The following is a 17,556-nucleotide window of genomic DNA, read 5'->3' as shown; positions in this document are numbered from 1 at the left end:
CGCAGACACCGACCTAGGACGACGAAAGGCATGACCGCACCGCTGCACGAGCCCCGCCCCTCCGGTCGCGGACGCGCGCTGCCCGACACCCAGCAGGGCATGCGCCGCCGCAACCTGGCCCGGGTGATGCACACGGTCAGCGCGGAGGGACCGCTGTCCCGTGCCGCGGTCGCCTCCCGCATCGGGCTGACCCGGGCGGCGGTCTCGACCCTCGTCGACGAACTGGTCCGCTCCGGCCTGCTGGAGGAGCTGGGGCCCGAGCGTCCCCGGCGGGTCGGCCGCCCCGGTTCGGCGCTCACCGTCAGCGGGAGCGGTCCGGCCGGGGTCGGCGCCGAGGTGGGCGTCGACCATCTGGCGGCCTGCGTGGTCGATCTGCGCGGCCGGGTCCGGGCGCGGGCGATGCGGCACGGAACGAACCGCGGACGCCCCGCCGAGCCGGTGGCGAAGGATCTCACCGTGCTGATAGCGCAGGTCGTCGCCGAGGCCGAGGGGCAGGGCCTGCGCCCGGCGGGCCTGGCCGTCGCCGTGCCGGGCCTGGTCGCGCGGGACGGCCGGACGGTCGTGCGGGCCCCCAACCTCGACTGGCACGACACCGATCTGGCCGCCCTGCTGCCCGGCGACCCGGCCCCGGTCGTGGACAACGAGGCGAACTTCGGCGCGCTGGCCGAACTCTGGCTCGGCGACGGCACGCCGCACGACTTCCTGCACGTGTCGGCGGAGATCGGCATCGGCGGCGCGGTGGTGGTCGACGGGCGCCTGCTGCGCGGAACCCGGGGCTTCGCGGGCGAACTGGGGCACATGCCGGTCGAGCCGGAGGGCCCCACGTGCCCCTGCGGCGGGCGCGGCTGCCTGGAGCAGTACGCGGGCGAGGAAGCCGTGCTGCGGGCGGCCGGGCTGGCGCCGGGCGAGGGCGGCGTCGGACTGCTCGCCACCCGGGCCGCCGCGGGCGACGACGCCGCACGGCGGTCGCTGCGCGAGGCGGGTACGGCGCTCGGCACCGCCCTGACCGGCGCGGTGAACCTGCTCGACCCCGAGGCCGTCGTGCTGGGCGGCGCGCTGGCCGAACTCGCGCCCTGGCTCATGCCGTCGCTGGAAGCCGAACTGGCGCGGCGCACCTCGGGAGCGGCCTGTCCCGTGTCGGTCTCCCGTCTGGGTCCGCAGGGCCCCTTGCTGGGCGCCGCGCACGCGGTGCTGCGCGCCGTCCTCGACGACCCGGCGGCTGTGGCCGAACGGCGCTGAATCAGGCTCACTTCACTCGTCGGAGTGGCGGATTCATCCACAATCGGCGACGCGTCCACCGATCGCCGCCGCCCTCTTCAGCGCACCCCCGGGCACACGTACCGTGATGCACGCGAACGCCGAACCGGGCGCCAGACGGTGACGCGCGTCGCACGCGGTCACGGCGCCGTTCCCGCAGCGGCCGCGCGACCGTCCGCTCCACCTCCCCGCCGTGTGCGGCCGGCTCCACCGCAACCGGCCGGCCGAGCACGGACGCAACTCCCCCGCACCGAGCAGCAGATCACGACGACGACGGATCCCTTCACGGCACACGCACCCCACGAGAGCACGAGAAAGGCATCCCCATGACCCAGGCCGCATTCCAGCCCAGCCGACGGCGGATCCTGAAAGGCGCCGCCCTCGCCGCCGTCCCCTACGCCTTACTCCCCCTCCCCCGAGCCGACGCCCAGCCCGACAGCACCGACTATCCGCCCGCCGAATGGCAGCCGGCGGACAGCGCCAACTACACGGCGTCCACCCGGCCTGCCGGCTACTCGCTCGACCGGGTGATCATCCACGTCACCCAGGAGACGTACGCCGACACCCTCGCCATCTTCCAGAACCCGCAGAAGAAGGTGTCCGCGCACTACCTCGTCCGATCCGCCGACGGACATGTCGCGCAGTGCGTGCGCGAGGCGGACATCGCCTGGCACGCGGGCAACTGGGGCTACAACACGCGCAGCGTCGGCATCGAGCACGAGGGCTGGGTGGACCAGCCCTCCTACTTCACCGACGCCCTGTACACGCAGTCGGCCAGACTCACCGCGGCGGTCTGCGAACGCTACGGGATCCCCAAGGACCGGACCCACATCATCGGCCACTACGAAGTGCCCGGCACGGACCACACCGATCCGGGGCCGCAGTGGGACTGGGTGCGCTACATAAGACTCGTCAACCTCGGCTGATCCCGGTCGGCGCGGTCGCCGCCGCCCGTGCCGTGATCAGGTCGAGGACCGCTTCCTGATGGTCGTTCAGGTAGAAGTGGCCGCCGTCGAAGGAGTGGAACTCGAAGGGGCCGTCGGTGTGCCCGGACCAGGCGCGGGCCTCGTCGAGGGTCACCTTGGGATCGTCGTCGCCGGCCAGGCTCCAGACCGGGCAGCGCAGGTTCGGGCCCGGTTCATAGGCGTAGGTCTCGACGGCTTGGTAGTCCGCACGGATGGCGGGCATCGCCATGCGCAGGATCTCGGGGTCGTCGAACACGGCGGCGTCGGTGCCGCTCAGCCGCCGCATCTCTTCGACGACTCCCTCGTCGTCGCGCTGGTGGACGGTGCCGCCGTGCGGGCAGGAGGGGGCGCGGCGGGCGGAGACGAACAGGCCGTGCGGGACGACGCCGTGGTCGCGTTCGAGACGGCAGGCGACCTCGAAGCCGATGGTCGCGCCCATGCTGTGGCCGAACAGGAGCAGGGGACGGTCCGTCCGGGGCAGGAGAACGGAGGTGATGCGATCGGCGAGTTCGCCGATGGAGGCGAGGCAGGGCTCGTCGAGCCTGTCCTGGCGCCCCGGGTACTGCACGGCCAGGACGTCCACCGAGGGCGGCGCCGCCGCCGACACCGGGCGGTAGAAGCTCGCGGAGCCGCCCGCGTGCGGCAGACACACCAGCCTGACCGCCGCATCCGGGCGCGGGTGGTAGCGGCGGATCCACAGGCGGTCCTGATCGCTGAGCGTGGTCATCGAGCGGCCGTTCCCTTCCTCGGGGCGGTGCCCGCGTCCGCCTGCGCGCCGGCGGTGGCGCGGGCCGGCGGCGGACCGCGGGCTGTGCTCCCGCAGTCTCCCGGACGCGCGTGCCGGGGCGCCACCCCTGTCGCGGCTGCCCGGAGAGCCGCCGAGACAGGGGGGTGGCGGCCGCCGCCGCACCGGAGCGGTGGCAGCGTGTGCCCAGCGCATGCCCGACCCGGGCTGCGGCGCCCGGTCCCGCCCCGGCCCCGGCCCCGGCCCCGGCTCCGGCCCCGGTTCCGGCTCCGGCTCCGAGGAGCGGCCTTCCTCCGCGAGCGCCTGCCCGAAGGGACCTGACGCGACCGCCTTCCCGAGGGGATCTGACGCGACCGCCTTCCCGAGGGGCCTGACGCGACCGCCTTCCCGAGGGACCTGACGCGAGCGCGCGCTGGGGACGGCCGCCCGCCCAGAGGGGGCCAAAAGGCCACCCGCCGCGGGCGCTCCCGGCGGGTGGCGCCGCCCAGCCTCGCCGGGCGGCGCCACCCGCGCCCCAAGCCCCTCCTCCCCTCCCCGGCCGCGCGCCCCGGCCCTCGCCCCCCGCGGCCTGCGCGTCCGTGCGCGTCCGTTGCGCGTGCGGCACGCGGGTGGTCGGCGCACGCTGGAAGCACGTCCCGGGCGCGCGGGCGGCATGCGCGGGGCGCCGTCGGTGTCCGGAAGGAGGTACCTGTGGCATACGGCGATCCGAACCGGCCCTCGGACGACGTGGACATGAGGTCGGCCGCCATGATGGAGGCGCTGTTCACCCGGTCGCCGGTGGGACTGCATCTGCTGGACACGGATCTGCGGGTGGTGCGGCTGAACGCGGCGACGCCCTTCATGCAGGGCGTGGACGAGGACACCCTGATCGGCCGGCCGATGCGCGACGTGTACGACATCATCGAGGACGACGACCTGGAGTCCGCGCTGCGCGAGGTGCTGCGGACCGGGAAGCCTCTGTGGCAGCGCGTCATCCGGACCCGCGTCAAAGGCGACCCGCGGAGGGAACACGAGGCCGAGGTGACCGCCCTGCGTCTGGAGGGGCCCCACGGAGCGGTGCTCGGCGTCGCGGTCACCGCGATCGACGTCACCGAGCGGGAACGGGCCCGTGCCCGCACCCGGGTTCTGGAAGCCGTGCGCCGCGCCGTGGGACGGACCCTGGATCCCGTGGTGACCGGCGAGGAACTGGTCGGGGCCGTGGTCCCGGCGTTCGCCGACATCGCGATCGTCGAGGTGGTGGACTCGGTGATCCGCGGGGGCGAACCGCCGTCGGCGCCGCTGCCGCCGGGCACCCCGCTGATGCGCACCGCCTTCCGCAGCGTGCACCCCTGCCCGCCGCAGGCGCATCCGGTGGGCGACGTGCGCAGGCTGCCGGGCCCCACGCCGTTCACCCAGGCCCTCACTGACATGCGGCCCCGGATGGTGCCGCTGCACGCCTCCGACCCCTGGCGGCCGTACGACCCCGCGCGCGCCGAGGCGATGGACTCCTCGCTCTCGCACACGCTGCTCGCCGTGCCGCTGGCGCTGCGCGACACGGTCCTGGGACTGGTCAGCCTGTACCGCACGGGGCAGTCACCGCCGTTCGACGGGGGCGACCGCCAGGTCGCCGAGGAGCTGGCCGCCCATACCGCGCTCTGCGTGGACAACGCCCGGCGGTACGTCCGCGAGCACACCATCGCCGCCATCGTCCAGCGCCAGTTGCTGCCCCGGCGGCCCGATGCGGCCACGTCGCTGGAGACCGCCTATCTGTCCTTGACCGGCGGCGATCCGGGCGCCTGGTACGACACCATCGCGCTGTCCGGCGCCCGCACCGCGCTGGTGGTCGGCAACGTGTCCGGGCGCGGTCTGGACGCGGCGGCCACGATGGGCCAGTTCCGCACGGTGGTGCGGTCCCTGTCCGCGTTCGACCTCTCCCCCGACGAGTTGCTGGCGCGGCTGCACGACACGGCGGCCGAGCTGGCCTCCGGCCGGGCGAGCCTGCCGCCGGGCGATCCGCTGCGCCGGGAGCCGCTGACCGCGAGCTGCGTGTACGCCGTCTACGACCCCCTGACGTGCACGTGTGTGATGGCGGCGGCCGGCCGGCTGGCGCCGGTCGTGATCCACCCCGACGGCAACGCGTTCGTCCCCGACGCACCGGTCGGCCCGTCGCTGGGCGAGGCGCAGGACGCGCCCTTCGCGACCACCGAGTTCGCGGCGCCGCCCGGCAGCGTCCTGATCTTCACCAGCGACCCGCTGGTGACCGACTATCTCGCACGCTCCGCCCGGCCGCCGCGGGCCGCGGCCCAGTACGCGAGGCGGCCGCTGGAAGACCTGTGCGACGCCATCGTCTACACCCTGCCGGAGGGACTGGGCGAGGGCGATCCCGCGGTGATCGTCGCGCGCACCCGGGCCTTCCCCGCCGAGCGGACCGCGTTCTGGCGGCTCGAGGACGACCGGGCTTCCGTGGCCGCGGCCCGGGACCGGGCCCGCAAGCAGCTCACCGAGTGGGGCGTGTGCGAGGAGAAGATCTTCAACACCGAGGTCATCGTCAGCGAGCTGGCCACCAACGCCATCCGGTACGGGGCGCAGCCCATCGAGGTGCGGCTGATCCACGACCGCACGCTGACCTGCGAGGTGCGCGACACGGGCCAGGCAGCCCCGCATCTGCGCCATGCCCGGGTGGCCGACGAGGGCGGGCGCGGGCTGTTCATCGCCGCGCAGTTGGCCCAGGCGTGGGGCGTGCGCTTCTCGCCGACGGGCAAGACGGTCTGGGCCGAGCAGTCGCTGAGCGAGGACTCCGGCTGCACTGACTCCGACGGGGCTGACTCGGGCGGGGCTGACTCCGACGCCTGACCCGGCGTCCTCGGCGGCCGCGGCGCCTGATCCGGCGTCCTCGGTCGCGGCCGCGCCTGCCCCGTCGTCCTCGGCCGCCGGGACGTCATGGCCGCAGGCCGCCGACGATCCAGGCGGTCGCGGTCAGACCCTCGTGAATGGAGGGCGCCATGCTGGAGCCGGCCAGGAGGAAGCCCAGCAGGACGCAGACCAGGGCGTGCGAGAACTTCAGCGCGCCGTTGCGGACGAAGATGATCGCGAGGGTCGCGAGCAGCAGCACCGCAGAGATGGAAATGGCCATCGTGAACCTCCTCCGCCACGCCCACGTCGCGGCTTTCGGCCGCAAGTGTGGCGCAGCGGAGGGTTCGGCCGGGCGGCTGACATGTCCGCCGAACGAGTGGTTCTACCCAGGGGCGCGGAGGCGACGGCGCCCGCCGTGCCGCGCGGTCACGGGGCCTGGAGGTCGATCAGGACGGCCAGCGCCTCGCGGTGGGCGCCCGCCGTGCCGTAGGCGATGGAGTCCGCCTTGGCTCGCTTCAGGTAGAGGTGGACGGGGTGCTCCCAGGTCATGCCGATGCCGCCGTGCAGTTGCAGCGCCTCCTCGGCGGCGCGGACGGCGACCGGGGCCGCGTAGGACTGTGCGACGGACACGGCCACGTCGACGTCCTCGTTCCGGGCGAACGCGTCCGCGGCGTTGCGGGCGGCGGCGCGGAGGCTGACGACCTCCAGCCACAGCCCGGCGAGCCGGTGCTTGAGCGCCTGGAAGCCGCCGACCGGGCGGTTGAACTGCTTGCGCTCTTTCAGGTACCGCACCGTCTCTGTCAGCGTCCAGTCGGCGAGGCCGAGTTGCTCGGAGGCGAGCAGGCCGGCCCCGGCGCGCAGGGCCCGGCGCACGGCGGTTTCGGCGTCGCCGAGGCGGCGGCCGGGGGCGCCGTCGAGGGCGACGGCCGCCAGCGGCCGGGTCGCGTCCAGCGACACCTGGGGGGTGACGGCGACGGCGGAGGCGTCGACCGCGTACAGGCCGCCGTCGTCGACGGGCACGAGCAGGACGTCCGCGGCGGCGGCGTCCGCGACGCCGGTCAACTCGCCGTGCAGGAGACCGCCTTCGAGACGGGCCGTGCTGAACGCGGCCGTGGGGGCGGTATGCAGCCCGACGGCCAGGACGCCGATCGCCGAGGCGGACGCCAGCTCGGCGAGCAGATCGCGGGCGCCGCAGGCGAGCAGCGCCTCGGTGGCGACGACGGCGCTGGTCAGGAACGGCACGGGCGCCGCGGCCCGGCCCAGCTCCTCCAGGACGACGGCGGCCTCGCGGTGCGTGGCGCCCTGGCCGCCCAGTTCCTCGGGAACCAGCAGGCCCGCGAGGCCCATGCCCTCGGCGAGGGTCTTCCACAGCGCCAGGTCGTGCGGCGTCTGCGTCTCGGTGCGGGCGATGACGTCGGCCGGGGCGCAGTGGTCGGTGAGCAGGTCGCGGACGGCGGCGCGCAGCGCCTCCTCCTCCTGCGTGTACAGCAGGTCGGGCTCGGTCCTGGCGGTGCTGGGCGTGCTCATCGGGCGAGGTCCTTCCAGGCGACATCCTTGTCGGTGCGTGGTTCGGCGGGCAGCCCGAGGACGCGCTCGGCGACGATGTTCAGCAGGACCTCGCTGGTGCCGCCCTCGATGCTGTTGCCCTTGGCCCGCAGATAGCGGTATCCGGCGTCCCGGCCGGTGAAGTCGACCAGTTCGGGGCGGCGAAGGGTCCAGTCGTCGTACAGAAGCCCCTCCTCGCCGCGCAGTTCGACCTCCAGGCCGCTGATCTCCTGGTTGAGGCGGGCGAACGCGAGCTTCATGCCGGAGCCCTCGGGTCCGGGCTGTCCGGCGACGAGTTGCTGGCGCAGCCGCTCGGAGGCGAGGCGGGCGACTTCGGCCTCGGTCCACAGCCTCAGCAGCCGCTGGTGGAGGTCGTGGGTGCGCAGCGCGGGCCGCTCGCGCCAAGTCCTGGCGACCGGGCCGATCATGCCGCCCTCGCGGGGCAGCCGCATGCCGCCGATGGAGACGCGCTCGTTCATCAACGTGGTCTGGGCGACCCGCCAGCCGTCGCCGACCTCGCCGAGGCGCCGCGCGTCGGGGATGCGCACACCGGTCAGGAAGACCTCGTTGAACTCGGCCTCGCCGGTGATCTGCCGCAGCGGCCTGACCTCGACCCCGGGGTCGGTCATGTCGCACAGGAAGTAGGTGATGCCCTGGTGCTTGGGCAGATCCGGGTCGGTGCGAGCGATGAGGATGGCCCAGCGGGCGAGGTGGGCGCTGGAGGTCCACACCTTCTGCCCGTCCACCACCCAGTCGTCGGCGTCGCGGACGGCGCGCGTGCGCAGGGCGGCCAGGTCGGACCCGGCGCCCGGCTCGCTGAACAACTGGCACCAGACCTCTTCGCCGGTCCACAACGGGCGCAGGCAGCGCCGCTGCTGCTCCTCGGAGCCGTAGCGCAGGATGGTGGGGGCGGCCATGCCCAGGCCGATGCCGATGCGGCGGGGGTCGTTGTCGGGAGCGCCGGCGGCCTCCAGTTCGGCGTCGACCACGGCTTGCAGGGAGCGGGGCGCGCCGAGTCCGCCGAGGCCCTCCGGGTAGTGCACCCAGGCGAGTCCGGCGTCGAAGCGGGCCCGCAGGAAGTCGAGGCGGTCGGTGGCCGCCGGGTCGTGCGCGGCCAGGAACTCCTGGGTGCGGCGGCGCAGTCCGGCCGCGTCGAGGTGGCTGTCGGTCATGCGGCGGCTCCGTTCTCCAGGGCGGGCAGCACGGCGATGCGGCCGGTGGTGACGCCCTCGGCGACGCGCCGTACGGCGTCGGCGGCCCCGGCGAGCGGCGCCCGCTCGCTGACCAGGGGCCGGATCGCGCCCTGGGAGGCCAGCTCGGTGAGCTGCTCGTGGCAGTGCCGGACCAGCTCGGGGTTCTTGGCGGCGTACAGGCCCCAGTGCAGGCCGAGGATCGCGTAGTTCTTGACCAGGGCGTGGTTGAGCGCGGGGCTGGGGATGGCGCCGCTGGCGAAGCCCACGACCACGATCCGGCCCTCGAAGGCGACGGTCTTGGCGGACTGCGCGTAGGCGGCGCCGCCGACCGGGTCGTAGATCACGTCGGCGCCCCGGCCGCCGGTCGCCTCCTTGACGGCGGCGACGACGTCCTCGGCGTGCCGGTCGATCACCGCGTCGCAGCCCAGCTTCCGCGCGACGGCGGCCTTCTCCGGGCCGCCGACGACGCCGACGACCGTGGCGCCGGCCGCCTTGCCGAGCTGTACGGCGGCGCTGCCGACGCCTCCGGCGGCGGCGTGCACGAGCAGCGTCTCGCCCGCCTCCAGGCGCGCGCGGCGGTGCAGTCCGAACCAGCCCGTCTGGTAGGCGATGTGCAGGGCGGACGCCTCGGCGTCGTCCAGCGCCTCGGGGGCGGGCAGCAGCGCGGCGGCGTCGGCGACGGCGTACTCGGCGAAGCCGCCGTGCGGCAGCGCGGGAGTGACGACCACGCGGCGCCCGTCCTCGGTCTCGCCGCAGATCTCCACGCCCGGGGTGAAGGGCAGCGGCGGCCGGATCTGGTAATGGCCGCGGCACAGCAGCGCGTCGGGGAAGTTGACGCTGGCGGCGCGCACCCTGAGCAGTGCCTGCCCCTCTCCGGGGACCGGACGCTCGGTCTCCTCCAGGCGCATCACCTCGCCGGGCTCGCCGTTCTCGTGCACTCGCCATGCCTGCATGCCGCCGCCTCCAGGGGACTGCGTCGTCTGACCGGGACCGTTCGCATACTAAGCGGTCGCTTGCCGATCAGGGAACACCGAGCGTCAGGCGTCTTCCCCGGCGCCCTCTCCCTCGGCGCGCTCCGCCCGCCCCTCCCGTCCGCCCCGGGCCGGGCGCGCCCGCACGTGCATCCGCTCGCCCTGCGGCCCGTACAGGCTCAGGAACTCCACCGGCCCCTCCCCCGTCGACCCGAACCAGTGCGGCACGCGCGTGTCGAACTCCGCCGCCTCCCCCGCGGCCAGCACCACGTCGTGCTCGCCCAGCACCAGCCGCAGCCTGCCGGAGAGCACGTACAGCCACTCGTAGCCCTCGTGGGCGCGCGGGTCCGGCGCCAGGCTGCGCCGCGGTTCGAGCACCTTGAACGCCTGGAGGCCGCCCGGCTGCCGGGTGAGCGGCCAGTGCGTGCGGCCCCCGCGCACGATCGGCGCGGCCCGCACCCGCGGATCGCCCGCGGCGGGAGCGCCGACCAGCTCGTCCAGCGGCGCCCGGTGGGCCCGCGCGATCGGCAGCAGCAGCTCCAGGCTGGGCTTGCGCAGGCCGGACTCCAGCCGTGAGAGAGTGCTCACGGAGATGCCCGTGGTCTCGGACAGGGCGGCCAGGGTCACCCCCCGCTCCTTGCGCATCCGCCGCAGCCTCGGTCCCACACCCGCCAGTACGTCGTCCGTGCTCATACCGGCATCTTCGTACCGGCTTTGCCGAATCGGCAAAGAGAATTGCCGGACCAGCACGACGCGGCACGACTCGGGCGGGGCGGTCCCGGCGGGCGCCGGGATCACGTAGGTGTGAAGCGGCGCGCCGCGGTGCACCATGACTGCATGCTGCTCGCCCGGCTGGCCCAGGTGTCGCGGGAGGTCGCGGCCACGTCCGCGCGGTCCCGGAAGACCGCTCTGCTCGCGGAGCTGTTCCGGGAGGCGGACGCGGACGACGTTCCCCTGGTCATCCCCTATCTCGCGGGACGGCTGCCGCAGGGACGGCTCGGCGTGGGCTGGAAGGTGCTCGGCCGCCCGGTCGCCCCGGCCGCCACGCCTTCGCTCACCGTGCGCGAGGCGGACGCCCTGCTGACCGGCCTGGGCGCCGTCTCCGGACCCGGCTCGCAGGCCGAGCGGGCGCGGATGGTCGGCGAGCTGATGGGGGCCGCCACCGAGGACGAGCAGCGCTTCCTGTTGGGGCTGCTCACCGGCGAGGTCCGGCAGGGCGCGCTGGAGGCGGCCGCCGTGGAGGGACTCGCCGCGGCCACGGACGCGCCGGCGGCGGACGTGCGGCGGGCGGTGATGCTCGCCGGATCGCTCCAGCCGGTGGCGCAGGCCCTGCTCGCCGACGGACCGGCGGCGCTGGAGCGCTTCCGGCTCACCGTGGGCCGGCCGGTGCTGCCGATGCTGGCGCACAGCGCCTCCTCCGTCGCCGAGGCGGTGGAGAAGCTGGGCGCGTGCGTCGTGGAGGAGAAGCTGGACGGCATCCGCGTCCAGGTGCACCGGGACGGCGAGGACGTACGGATCCACACCCGCACGCTGGACGACATCACCGACCGGCTGCCCGAGGTGGTCGCGGCGGCGCTGGAGCTGCCGGGCGAGCGCTTCGTGCTGGACGGCGAGGTCATCTCGTTCGGCGAGGACGGGCGCCCGCGCTCCTTCCAGGAGACCGCCGGGCGCGTCGGCTCCCGGCTGGACGTGGCCACGGCCGCCGGGGCGGTCCCCGTCTCGCCCGTCTTCTTCGACGCCCTGTCGGTCGGGGACCGGGACCTGCTCGACCTGCCGTTCGTAGAGCGGCACGCCGAACTGGCCCGGCTGGCACCCGAGGAGATGCGGGTTAGGCGCACTCTGGCGGCCGGTCCCGAGGACGTCCCGGCCGCCGAGGGCTTCCTCGCCCAGACGCTGGAGCGCGGCCACGAGGGCGTGGTCGTCAAAGCGCTCGACGCCCCCTACAGCGCCGGCCGGCGCGGCGCCTCCTGGCTGAAGGTCAAGCCCGTGCACACGCTCGACCTCGTGGTCCTGGCCGCCGAGTGGGGCCACGGCCGGCGCACCGGGAAGCTCTCCAACCTGCACCTGGGCGCCCGTACCGGCGACGGCGGCCTGGCCATGCTCGGCAAGACGTTCAAGGGCATGACGGACGCGCTGCTCGCCTGGCAGACCGGCCGGCTGGGCGAACTGGCCGTCGAGGAGCACCCCTGGGGCGTGACGGTACGTCCCGAACTGGTCGTCGAGATCGCCTACGACGGTCTTCAGCGCTCCACGCGCTATCCGGCGGGCGTGACGCTGCGCTTCGCCCGCCTCGTGCGCTACCGCGAGGACAAGCGCCCAGAGGAGGCGGACACGGTGGAGACGGTGCTGGCCGCGCATCCGCAGGTGCGGCCATGAACGACCGGCGAGGGAAGGCGAGTGATCAGCGGGGAGACGCGGGCGCCCGGCGAGGGGAGGCAGGCGACTCGCGGGACACGCCGGGCGAGCGGCGGAAGACGACGGGCGGCAGGCGGGACGCGGCGGCTGAGCGGCAGGAGGCGGCGGGCAAACAGCAGGACGCGCCGGGTGAACGGCAGGAGGCGGCGGCCGCGCGGCAGGACGCGCCGGGCGAGCAGCGGGAGGCGGCGGGCGAACGGCAGGACGCGACAGGTGAGCGGCAGGAGGAGGCGGGCGAGCGGCGGGACGCGATGGGCGTACGGCAGCAGGCGGCGGCCGAGCGGCGGTACAAGCACAGCGCCGGTCTGCTGCTGTACCGAGGGGCCGGCGCCGCGCGGGAGGTCCTGCTCGGGCATATGGGCGGTCCGCTGTGGTCCCGGCGCGAGGCGGGGGCGTGGACGGTCCCCAAGGGCGAGTACCCGCCGGACGAGCCCGCCTGGGAGGCGGCCCGGCGTGAGTTCCGCGAGGAGCTGGGCCTGGCGCCGCCGGACGGCGAGGCGGTCGCGCTCGGTGAGGTGCGGCAGCGAGGCGGCAAGATCGTGACCGTCTGGGCGGTCGAGGGCGACCTCGATCCGGCGGCGGTCGTGCCCGGCACGTTCACGATGGAGTGGCCGCCGCGCTCCGGGCGCGTCCAGGAGTTCCCGGAGCTGGACCGGGTCGCCTGGCTCGGCCTGGAGCAGGCCCGCACGGTGATCGTCGCGGCCCAGGCCGCGTTTCTGGACCGGCTGGCCGAGCACTCGCTCTGAGGAGGGACCCACGCGTTGCGGCGGGCGCCGCGGCGCGGGAGGGTCGAAGCACAGCCCGCTCCCAGGGAGGCCAGCCATGTCCATCGCCACGGTGAACCCGGCCAACGGCGAGACGATCAAGACGTACGAGGCCATGGACGATCAGGAGATCGAGCGCCGGCTCCAGCTCGCCGAGGCCACGTTCCGCACCTACCGGACGACGGCCTTCGCCGAGCGGGCCCGGCTGATGAACCGGGCCGCCGGGATCCTGGAGGAGGACCGCGACGAGGTCGCCCGGACGATGACCCTCGAGATGGGCAAGCCGGTCGCCCAGGCCCGTGCCGAGGCGTCCAAGTGCGCCAAGGCGATGCGCTGGTACGCCGAGCGGGCCGAGCGCCTGCTCGCCGACGAGGAGCCCGACGAGGCGGACGTGCACGACTCCGGCGGCTCGCGCGCCTTCGTCCGATACCGTCCGCTCGGCCCGGTGCTCGCGGTGATGCCCTGGAACTTCCCGATGTGGCAGGTGATCCGGTTCGCCGCGCCCGCGCTGATGGCAGGAAACGTGGGCCTGCTCAAGCACGCCTCCAACGTGCCGCAGACCGCCCTGTACCTGGAAGACCTGTTCCACCGCGCGGGCTTCACCGAGGGCTGCTTCCAGACCCTGCTGATCGGGACGGACGCGGTCGACGGCATCCTGCGCGACGACCGGGTGAAGGCGGCCACGCTGACCGGCAGCGAGCCCGCCGGGCGGGCGGTGGGGTCGGCCGCCAGCGAGATGATCAAGAAGACGGTGCTGGAGCTGGGCGGCAGCGACCCGTTCGTCGTGATGCCGTCGGCCGACGTCGACCGGGCCGCGGAGGTCGCGGTGACCGCGCGGGTGCAGAACAACGGGCAGTCGTGCATCGCCGCCAAGCGGTTCATCGTGCACGCGGACGTCTTCGACGCCTTCACCGAGCGCTTCGTGGCCGGGATGCGGGCGCTGAAGGTCGGCGACCCGATGCGGGAGGACACCCAGGTCGGACCGCTCGCCAGCGAGCGGGGCCGGGCCGATCTGGAGGAACTGGTCGACGACGCCCGGCACACCGGCGCGCGCGTGCTGTGCGGCGGCGAGCGGCCCGGCGGACACGGCTGGTACTACCCGCCGACGGTGCTGGCCGGGGTCACCCGCGAGATGCGCGTGCACCGCGAGGAGGCGTTCGGCCCGGTGGCCACGCTGTACCGCGCCGACGACCTGGACGAGGCGGTGCTGATCGCCAACGACTCCCCGTTCGGACTGAGTTCCAGCGTGTGGACCCACGACGAGGGCGACGTCGACCGGTTCGTCCGGGACATGGAGGCGGGCGGCGTGTTCGTCAACGGGATGACCGCCTCGCACGCCGCGTTCCCGTTCGGCGGCGTGAAGCGGTCGGGCTACGGGCGTGAGCTGTCCGGGCAGGGAATCCGCGAGTTCTGCAACATCACCACGGTATGGCACGGAGCGTGAGCGTTCCGCGGCTACGATCCCTGGTGTGAACCGCGAAGTGACTCTCCCTCTCATCGTCGACGACCGCGGTGCGTTGCAAGTGGCCGCGTCCGACGTGAGCAAGCTGCTGCGGACGGTGGGCGGCCGGTGGCTGCGTCTGGTGGAGGCCGGGCAGGGGGGACTCGACGAGGACACGGTGGCCGCGCTCACCATCGAGCTGGCCAAGCTGGCCGACCGGATCGACGTGGCCTGCATCGCCCACAGCAGCGGCGCGGCCTCGGGGTAGCCGGCCCCGCGCCGCGCCCGAGCCCCGCTACGGGCCCGCCCGCGCCGCTCACGGGCCGCCGCTCCCCCGCGCCGCACCTCCCCCGGGTCGCCCGACGCGCCGCACCCTCTCCTGCTCGCGCTTCCCGGCGCACCCGCCCCCCGCGCCGCCGCTCCCCTCCGGCACACGCCTCCCGGCGCACCCGCCCGCGCGCTCCCCGGCGGCCGCCCCCGTCGTATGCGCCCCGTCCCCTGCCCGGACCGGCGGCATCGCCCGGCCGCCCTCCCCGCCCCCGCGACCCAGGCGCCCGCGCCCTCGCACCGCCGCTCGCGTCCCCGGAGAGCTTCCGCGCCCCGGCGCCCCATAGCGGACCGAGCACCGCCCGGCACCCCGCCAGCCCCTCGGAGGCTCCGGCGACCCGAGTGACGACGGCGGCCTGAGCCAAGGCCCAGCCCCCGCCCCTCGCACATCGTCCGCGCCCCACGCGCCCCCGCCACTCCCGGCGCCCGCCGACTGCCGTACGCCTGATGTGCCCTCATGCCGGGGGCGAGGAGTGGCCGGTCGGCCGCTGCGCCGACCGGGCAGGCCGTCCGGCGCCGTACGGCGGGCGGCTCCCCGCACGCCATGCCGCCGACGCGCGGCGGCGCGGGCCCGCGCGAGCCCGGTCCGGACGACGCCCCGGCGCCCGGTCCGACCTGCGGTTTCACCCTTCTCTACGGCCCCGCCCGGAGGGCTCGCGACGCACCGCGCGGGCCGCGCGGGGCCGCGACCGCGTCGCCGGATTGGAGTAGTCCGACGAGAGATCGTCGCTCTGCCGGGTGATCGTGGGTGGACCACCCTTCTGGGTGCACAATCCTCTGCCCGGGGGGCTACCGGCCTTCCGGAAGGCGAAAGCAGGCACGGATCATGGCGACTTTGTGCAAGCCCTCGGTGTCCGTCCCGGAACACGTGATCACCATGGAGGAAACGCTGGAGCTCGCGCAGTCCCGGCACGCGGACCACCCGAACCTCCCGCTGGCCCTCCGGCTGATCGAGAACACCGGTGTGCGCACCCGGCACATCGTGCAGCCCATCGAGGAGACCCTGAAGCACCCGGGGTTCGAGGACCGCAACAAGCTCTACGAGCGCGAGGCGAAGGCCCGGGTCCCCGCCGTCATCCAGCGTGCGCTCGACGACGCCGAACTCCTGACCAGCGACATCGACGTCATCATCTACGTCTCGTGCACGGGCTTCATGATGCCCTCGCTGACGGCGTGGCTGATCAACGAGATGGACTTCGACTCCACCACCCGCCAGATACCCATAGCCCAGCTCGGCTGCGCGGCGGGCGGCGCGGCCATCAACCGGGCCCACGACTTCTGCACGGCCTACCCCAACGCCAACGCGCTCATCGTCGCCTGCGAGTTCTGCTCGCTGTGCTACCAGCCCACCGACCTGGGCATCGGCTCGCTGCTGTCCAACGGCCTGTTCGGCGACGGCATCGCCGCCGCCGTGGTCCGCGGCACCGGCGGCACCGGCGTGCGCCTGGCGCGCAACGGCTCGTACCTGATCCCCAAGACGGAGGACTGGATCGCGTACGACGTCCGGGCGACCGGCTTCCACTTCCTGCTGGACAAGCGCGTGCCCGCCACCATGGAGCCGCTCGCGCCCGCGCTCCAGGATCTGGCGGGACTGCACGGCTGGGACGCGTCGGACCTCGACTTCTACGTCATCCACGCGGGCGGTCCCCGCATCCTGGACGACCTCAGCAAGTTCCTGAAGGTCGAGCCGCACGCGTTCCGGTTCAGCCGGGCCACGCTCACCGAGTACGGCAACATCGCCAGTGCCGTCGTGCTCGACGCGCTGCGCCGGCTGTTCGACGAGGGCGGCCCCGAGGAGGGCGCGAAGGGGCTGCTCGCCGGGTTCGGCCCCGGCATCACCGCTGAGATGTCGCTGGGCAACTGGCAGATCGGGGACGGCGCGTGAGGGAGGAGACTCTCACCGAGACCATGCCGCCGGTGCGGCACTGGCCCGCGACCGACCTGACCGGCGTCGACTTCGACCCGGTGCTGGCCGAGTTGATGGAGGAGGGTCCGGTCACCCGGATCGAGCTGCCCAACGGCGAGGGCTGGGCCTGGCTGGCGACCCGGATGGACGACGTGCGGCTGGTCGTCGACGACCCCCGGTTCAGCCGCGAGGCGGTCATGGACCGGCAGGTCACGCGGCTGGCCCCGCACTTCGTCCCGTCCCGCGGCGCGGTCGGCTTCCTCGACCCGCCCGACCACACCCGGCTGCGCCGCACGATCGCGCCCGCGTTCACCGCGCAGGGCGTGGAGCGGGTGCGCGACAGCGCGGGGCGGATGCTCGGAGAACTGGTCGACGAACTGCTGGCGGCCGGGCCGCCCGCCGATCTCACGGCTGCGGTGCTCAGCCCGTTCCCCATCGCGGTGATCTGCGAGCTGATGGGCGTGCCCGCCGCCGACCGGCACGGCATGCACACCTGGACGCAGCTCATCCTGTCCTCGGCGCACGGCGCCGACGTCAGCGAGCAGGCCAAGCAGGAGATGGGCGCGTACTTCGCGGAGCTGATCGACGCGCGGGCGGACGGCGCCGGGGAGGACGTGGCCTCGCTGCTGGGCGCCGCCGTGGGGCGCCGGGAGGTCGCCCTGGACGAGGCCGTGGGGCTCGCGGTGCTCCTCCAGATCGGCGGCGAGGCGGTCACCGCCAACAGCGGGCAGATGGTCTACCTGCTGTTGACCCGTCCCGACCTGGCCGACCGGCTCCGCGCGGAGCCGGCGATCCGTCCGCAGGCCGTCGACGAGCTGCTGCGCTACCTCCCGCACCGCAACGCGGTCGGGCTGTCGCGGATCGCGCTGGAGGACGTGGAGATCGCGGGGGTGCGGATCCGGGCGGGCGACGCGGTCTACGTGTCGTACCTGGCCGCCAACCGCGACCCGGAGGTCTTCCCGGAGCCGACGGAGATCGACCTCACGCGCAGCCCGAACCCGCACGTGGCGTTCGGCTTCGGGCCGCACTGCTGTCCGGGCGGCCGGCTCGCCCGGATGGAGTCGGAGCTGCTGGTGGACGCGCTGCTGGACCGGCTGCCGGGGCTGCGGCTCGCGGTGGCCCCGGGCCAGGTGCCTTTCCGGAAGGGCGCGCTGATCCGCGGGCCCGAGGCCCTGCCCGTGACGTGGTGAGCCGG

Annotated in this window: 15 protein-coding genes; 9 read left to right on the top strand and 6 right to left on the bottom strand. The window is 74.5% G+C overall.

What is annotated here, in order from left to right; genetic code table 11:
* Window positions 1–30: 30 nt before the first annotated feature.
* Both ABZ861_RS11380 and ABZ861_RS11375 read left to right on the top strand, forming a co-directional pair.
* Window positions 31–1,239, top strand: coding sequence for an ROK family transcriptional regulator (locus tag ABZ861_RS11380; RefSeq protein ID WP_361627406.1), 1,209 nt, complete (start codon window positions 31–33; stop codon window positions 1,237–1,239).
* Window positions 1,240–1,583: 344 nt separating this feature from the next.
* Window positions 1,584–2,183 carry an N-acetylmuramoyl-L-alanine amidase gene (locus ABZ861_RS11375; RefSeq protein ID WP_361627403.1) on the top strand — a complete coding sequence of 200 codons (600 nt, stop codon included), beginning with the start codon at window positions 1,584–1,586 and terminating at the stop codon, window positions 2,181–2,183.
* On the opposite strand, the gene ABZ861_RS11370 is transcribed toward ABZ861_RS11375, so the two are convergent.
* Complete coding sequence (locus ABZ861_RS11370) at window positions 2,170–2,949, bottom strand: alpha/beta fold hydrolase (protein ID WP_361627400.1); 780 nt, start codon at window positions 2,947–2,949, stop codon at window positions 2,170–2,172. The two genes, ABZ861_RS11375 and ABZ861_RS11370, sit on opposite strands and share 14 nt — an antisense overlap.
* Before the next feature lie 708 nt (window positions 2,950–3,657).
* On the opposite strand from ABZ861_RS11370, the gene ABZ861_RS11365 reads away from it, so the two are divergent.
* On the top strand, window positions 3,658–5,799 hold the full coding sequence (locus tag ABZ861_RS11365) for a SpoIIE family protein phosphatase (RefSeq protein WP_361627397.1): 2,142 nt from the start codon (window positions 3,658–3,660) through the stop codon (window positions 5,797–5,799).
* An 85-nt stretch (window positions 5,800–5,884) separates the two neighbouring features.
* Here the strand turns inward: ABZ861_RS11365 and ABZ861_RS11360 are convergent, their stop codons facing one another.
* The 5 genes from ABZ861_RS11360 to ABZ861_RS11340 all read right to left on the bottom strand — a co-directional run bounded on the left by ABZ861_RS11360 (window position 5,885) and on the right by ABZ861_RS11340 (window position 10,201).
* Window positions 5,885–6,079, bottom strand: coding sequence for a hypothetical protein (locus ABZ861_RS11360; protein ID WP_361627394.1), 195 nt, complete (start codon window positions 6,077–6,079; stop codon window positions 5,885–5,887).
* 146 nt (window positions 6,080–6,225) lie between these two features.
* Window positions 6,226–7,326 carry an acyl-CoA dehydrogenase family protein gene (locus tag ABZ861_RS11355; RefSeq protein ID WP_361627391.1) on the bottom strand — a complete coding sequence of 367 codons (1,101 nt, stop codon included), beginning with the start codon at window positions 7,324–7,326 and terminating at the stop codon, window positions 6,226–6,228.
* A complete protein-coding gene (locus tag ABZ861_RS11350) occupies window positions 7,323–8,516 on the bottom strand; it encodes an acyl-CoA dehydrogenase family protein (protein WP_361627388.1) in 1,194 nt (397 codons plus the stop codon). The genes ABZ861_RS11355 and ABZ861_RS11350 overlap by 4 nt, the downstream gene beginning before the upstream one ends.
* Window positions 8,513–9,490 (bottom strand): NADPH:quinone oxidoreductase family protein, encoded by a 978-nt coding sequence (locus ABZ861_RS11345; RefSeq protein ID WP_361627385.1) that lies wholly within the window; start codon window positions 9,488–9,490, stop codon window positions 8,513–8,515. The genes ABZ861_RS11350 and ABZ861_RS11345 overlap by 4 nt, the downstream gene beginning before the upstream one ends.
* An 84-nt stretch (window positions 9,491–9,574) precedes the next feature.
* The gene (locus tag ABZ861_RS11340; protein WP_361627382.1) at window positions 9,575–10,201 is read right to left on the bottom strand and encodes an XRE family transcriptional regulator; all 627 of its coding nucleotides are present in this window, start codon (window positions 10,199–10,201) and stop codon (window positions 9,575–9,577) included.
* 144 nt (window positions 10,202–10,345) lie between these two features.
* Between ABZ861_RS11340 and ABZ861_RS11335 the strand changes: the two genes are divergently transcribed.
* The 6 genes from ABZ861_RS11335 to ABZ861_RS11310 all read left to right on the top strand — a co-directional run bounded on the left by ABZ861_RS11335 (window position 10,346) and on the right by ABZ861_RS11310 (window position 17,551).
* Window positions 10,346–11,884, top strand: coding sequence for an ATP-dependent DNA ligase (locus tag ABZ861_RS11335; RefSeq protein WP_361627379.1), 1,539 nt, complete (start codon window positions 10,346–10,348; stop codon window positions 11,882–11,884).
* Window positions 11,885–12,174: 290 nt separating this feature from the next.
* Window positions 12,175–12,669: an NUDIX domain-containing protein gene (locus ABZ861_RS11330; RefSeq protein ID WP_361627887.1), complete on the top strand. Its 495-nt coding sequence runs from the start codon at window positions 12,175–12,177 to the stop codon at window positions 12,667–12,669.
* Window positions 12,670–12,745: 76 nt separating this feature from the next.
* Complete coding sequence (locus tag ABZ861_RS11325; protein ID WP_361627376.1) at window positions 12,746–14,131, top strand: NADP-dependent succinic semialdehyde dehydrogenase; 1,386 nt, start codon at window positions 12,746–12,748, stop codon at window positions 14,129–14,131.
* A gap of 25 nt (window positions 14,132–14,156) precedes the next feature.
* Window positions 14,157–14,396, top strand: coding sequence for a DUF6213 family protein (locus ABZ861_RS11320; protein WP_361627373.1), 240 nt, complete (start codon window positions 14,157–14,159; stop codon window positions 14,394–14,396).
* A gap of 831 nt (window positions 14,397–15,227) precedes the next feature.
* Window positions 15,228–16,340, top strand: coding sequence for a type III polyketide synthase (locus ABZ861_RS11315; RefSeq protein WP_361627884.1), 1,113 nt, complete (start codon window positions 15,228–15,230; stop codon window positions 16,338–16,340).
* Complete coding sequence (locus tag ABZ861_RS11310) at window positions 16,337–17,551, top strand: cytochrome P450 (protein WP_361627370.1); 1,215 nt, start codon at window positions 16,337–16,339, stop codon at window positions 17,549–17,551. The genes ABZ861_RS11315 and ABZ861_RS11310 overlap by 4 nt, the downstream gene beginning before the upstream one ends.
* The last annotated feature ends 5 nt before the right edge of the window (window positions 17,552–17,556 follow it).

It is taken from the genome of Streptomyces sp. NPDC046985 (assembly GCF_040644415.1).
Taxonomy (GTDB): domain Bacteria; phylum Actinomycetota; class Actinomycetes; order Streptomycetales; family Streptomycetaceae; genus Streptomyces.
This window is presented reverse-complemented; position numbering and strand designations above follow the sequence as displayed.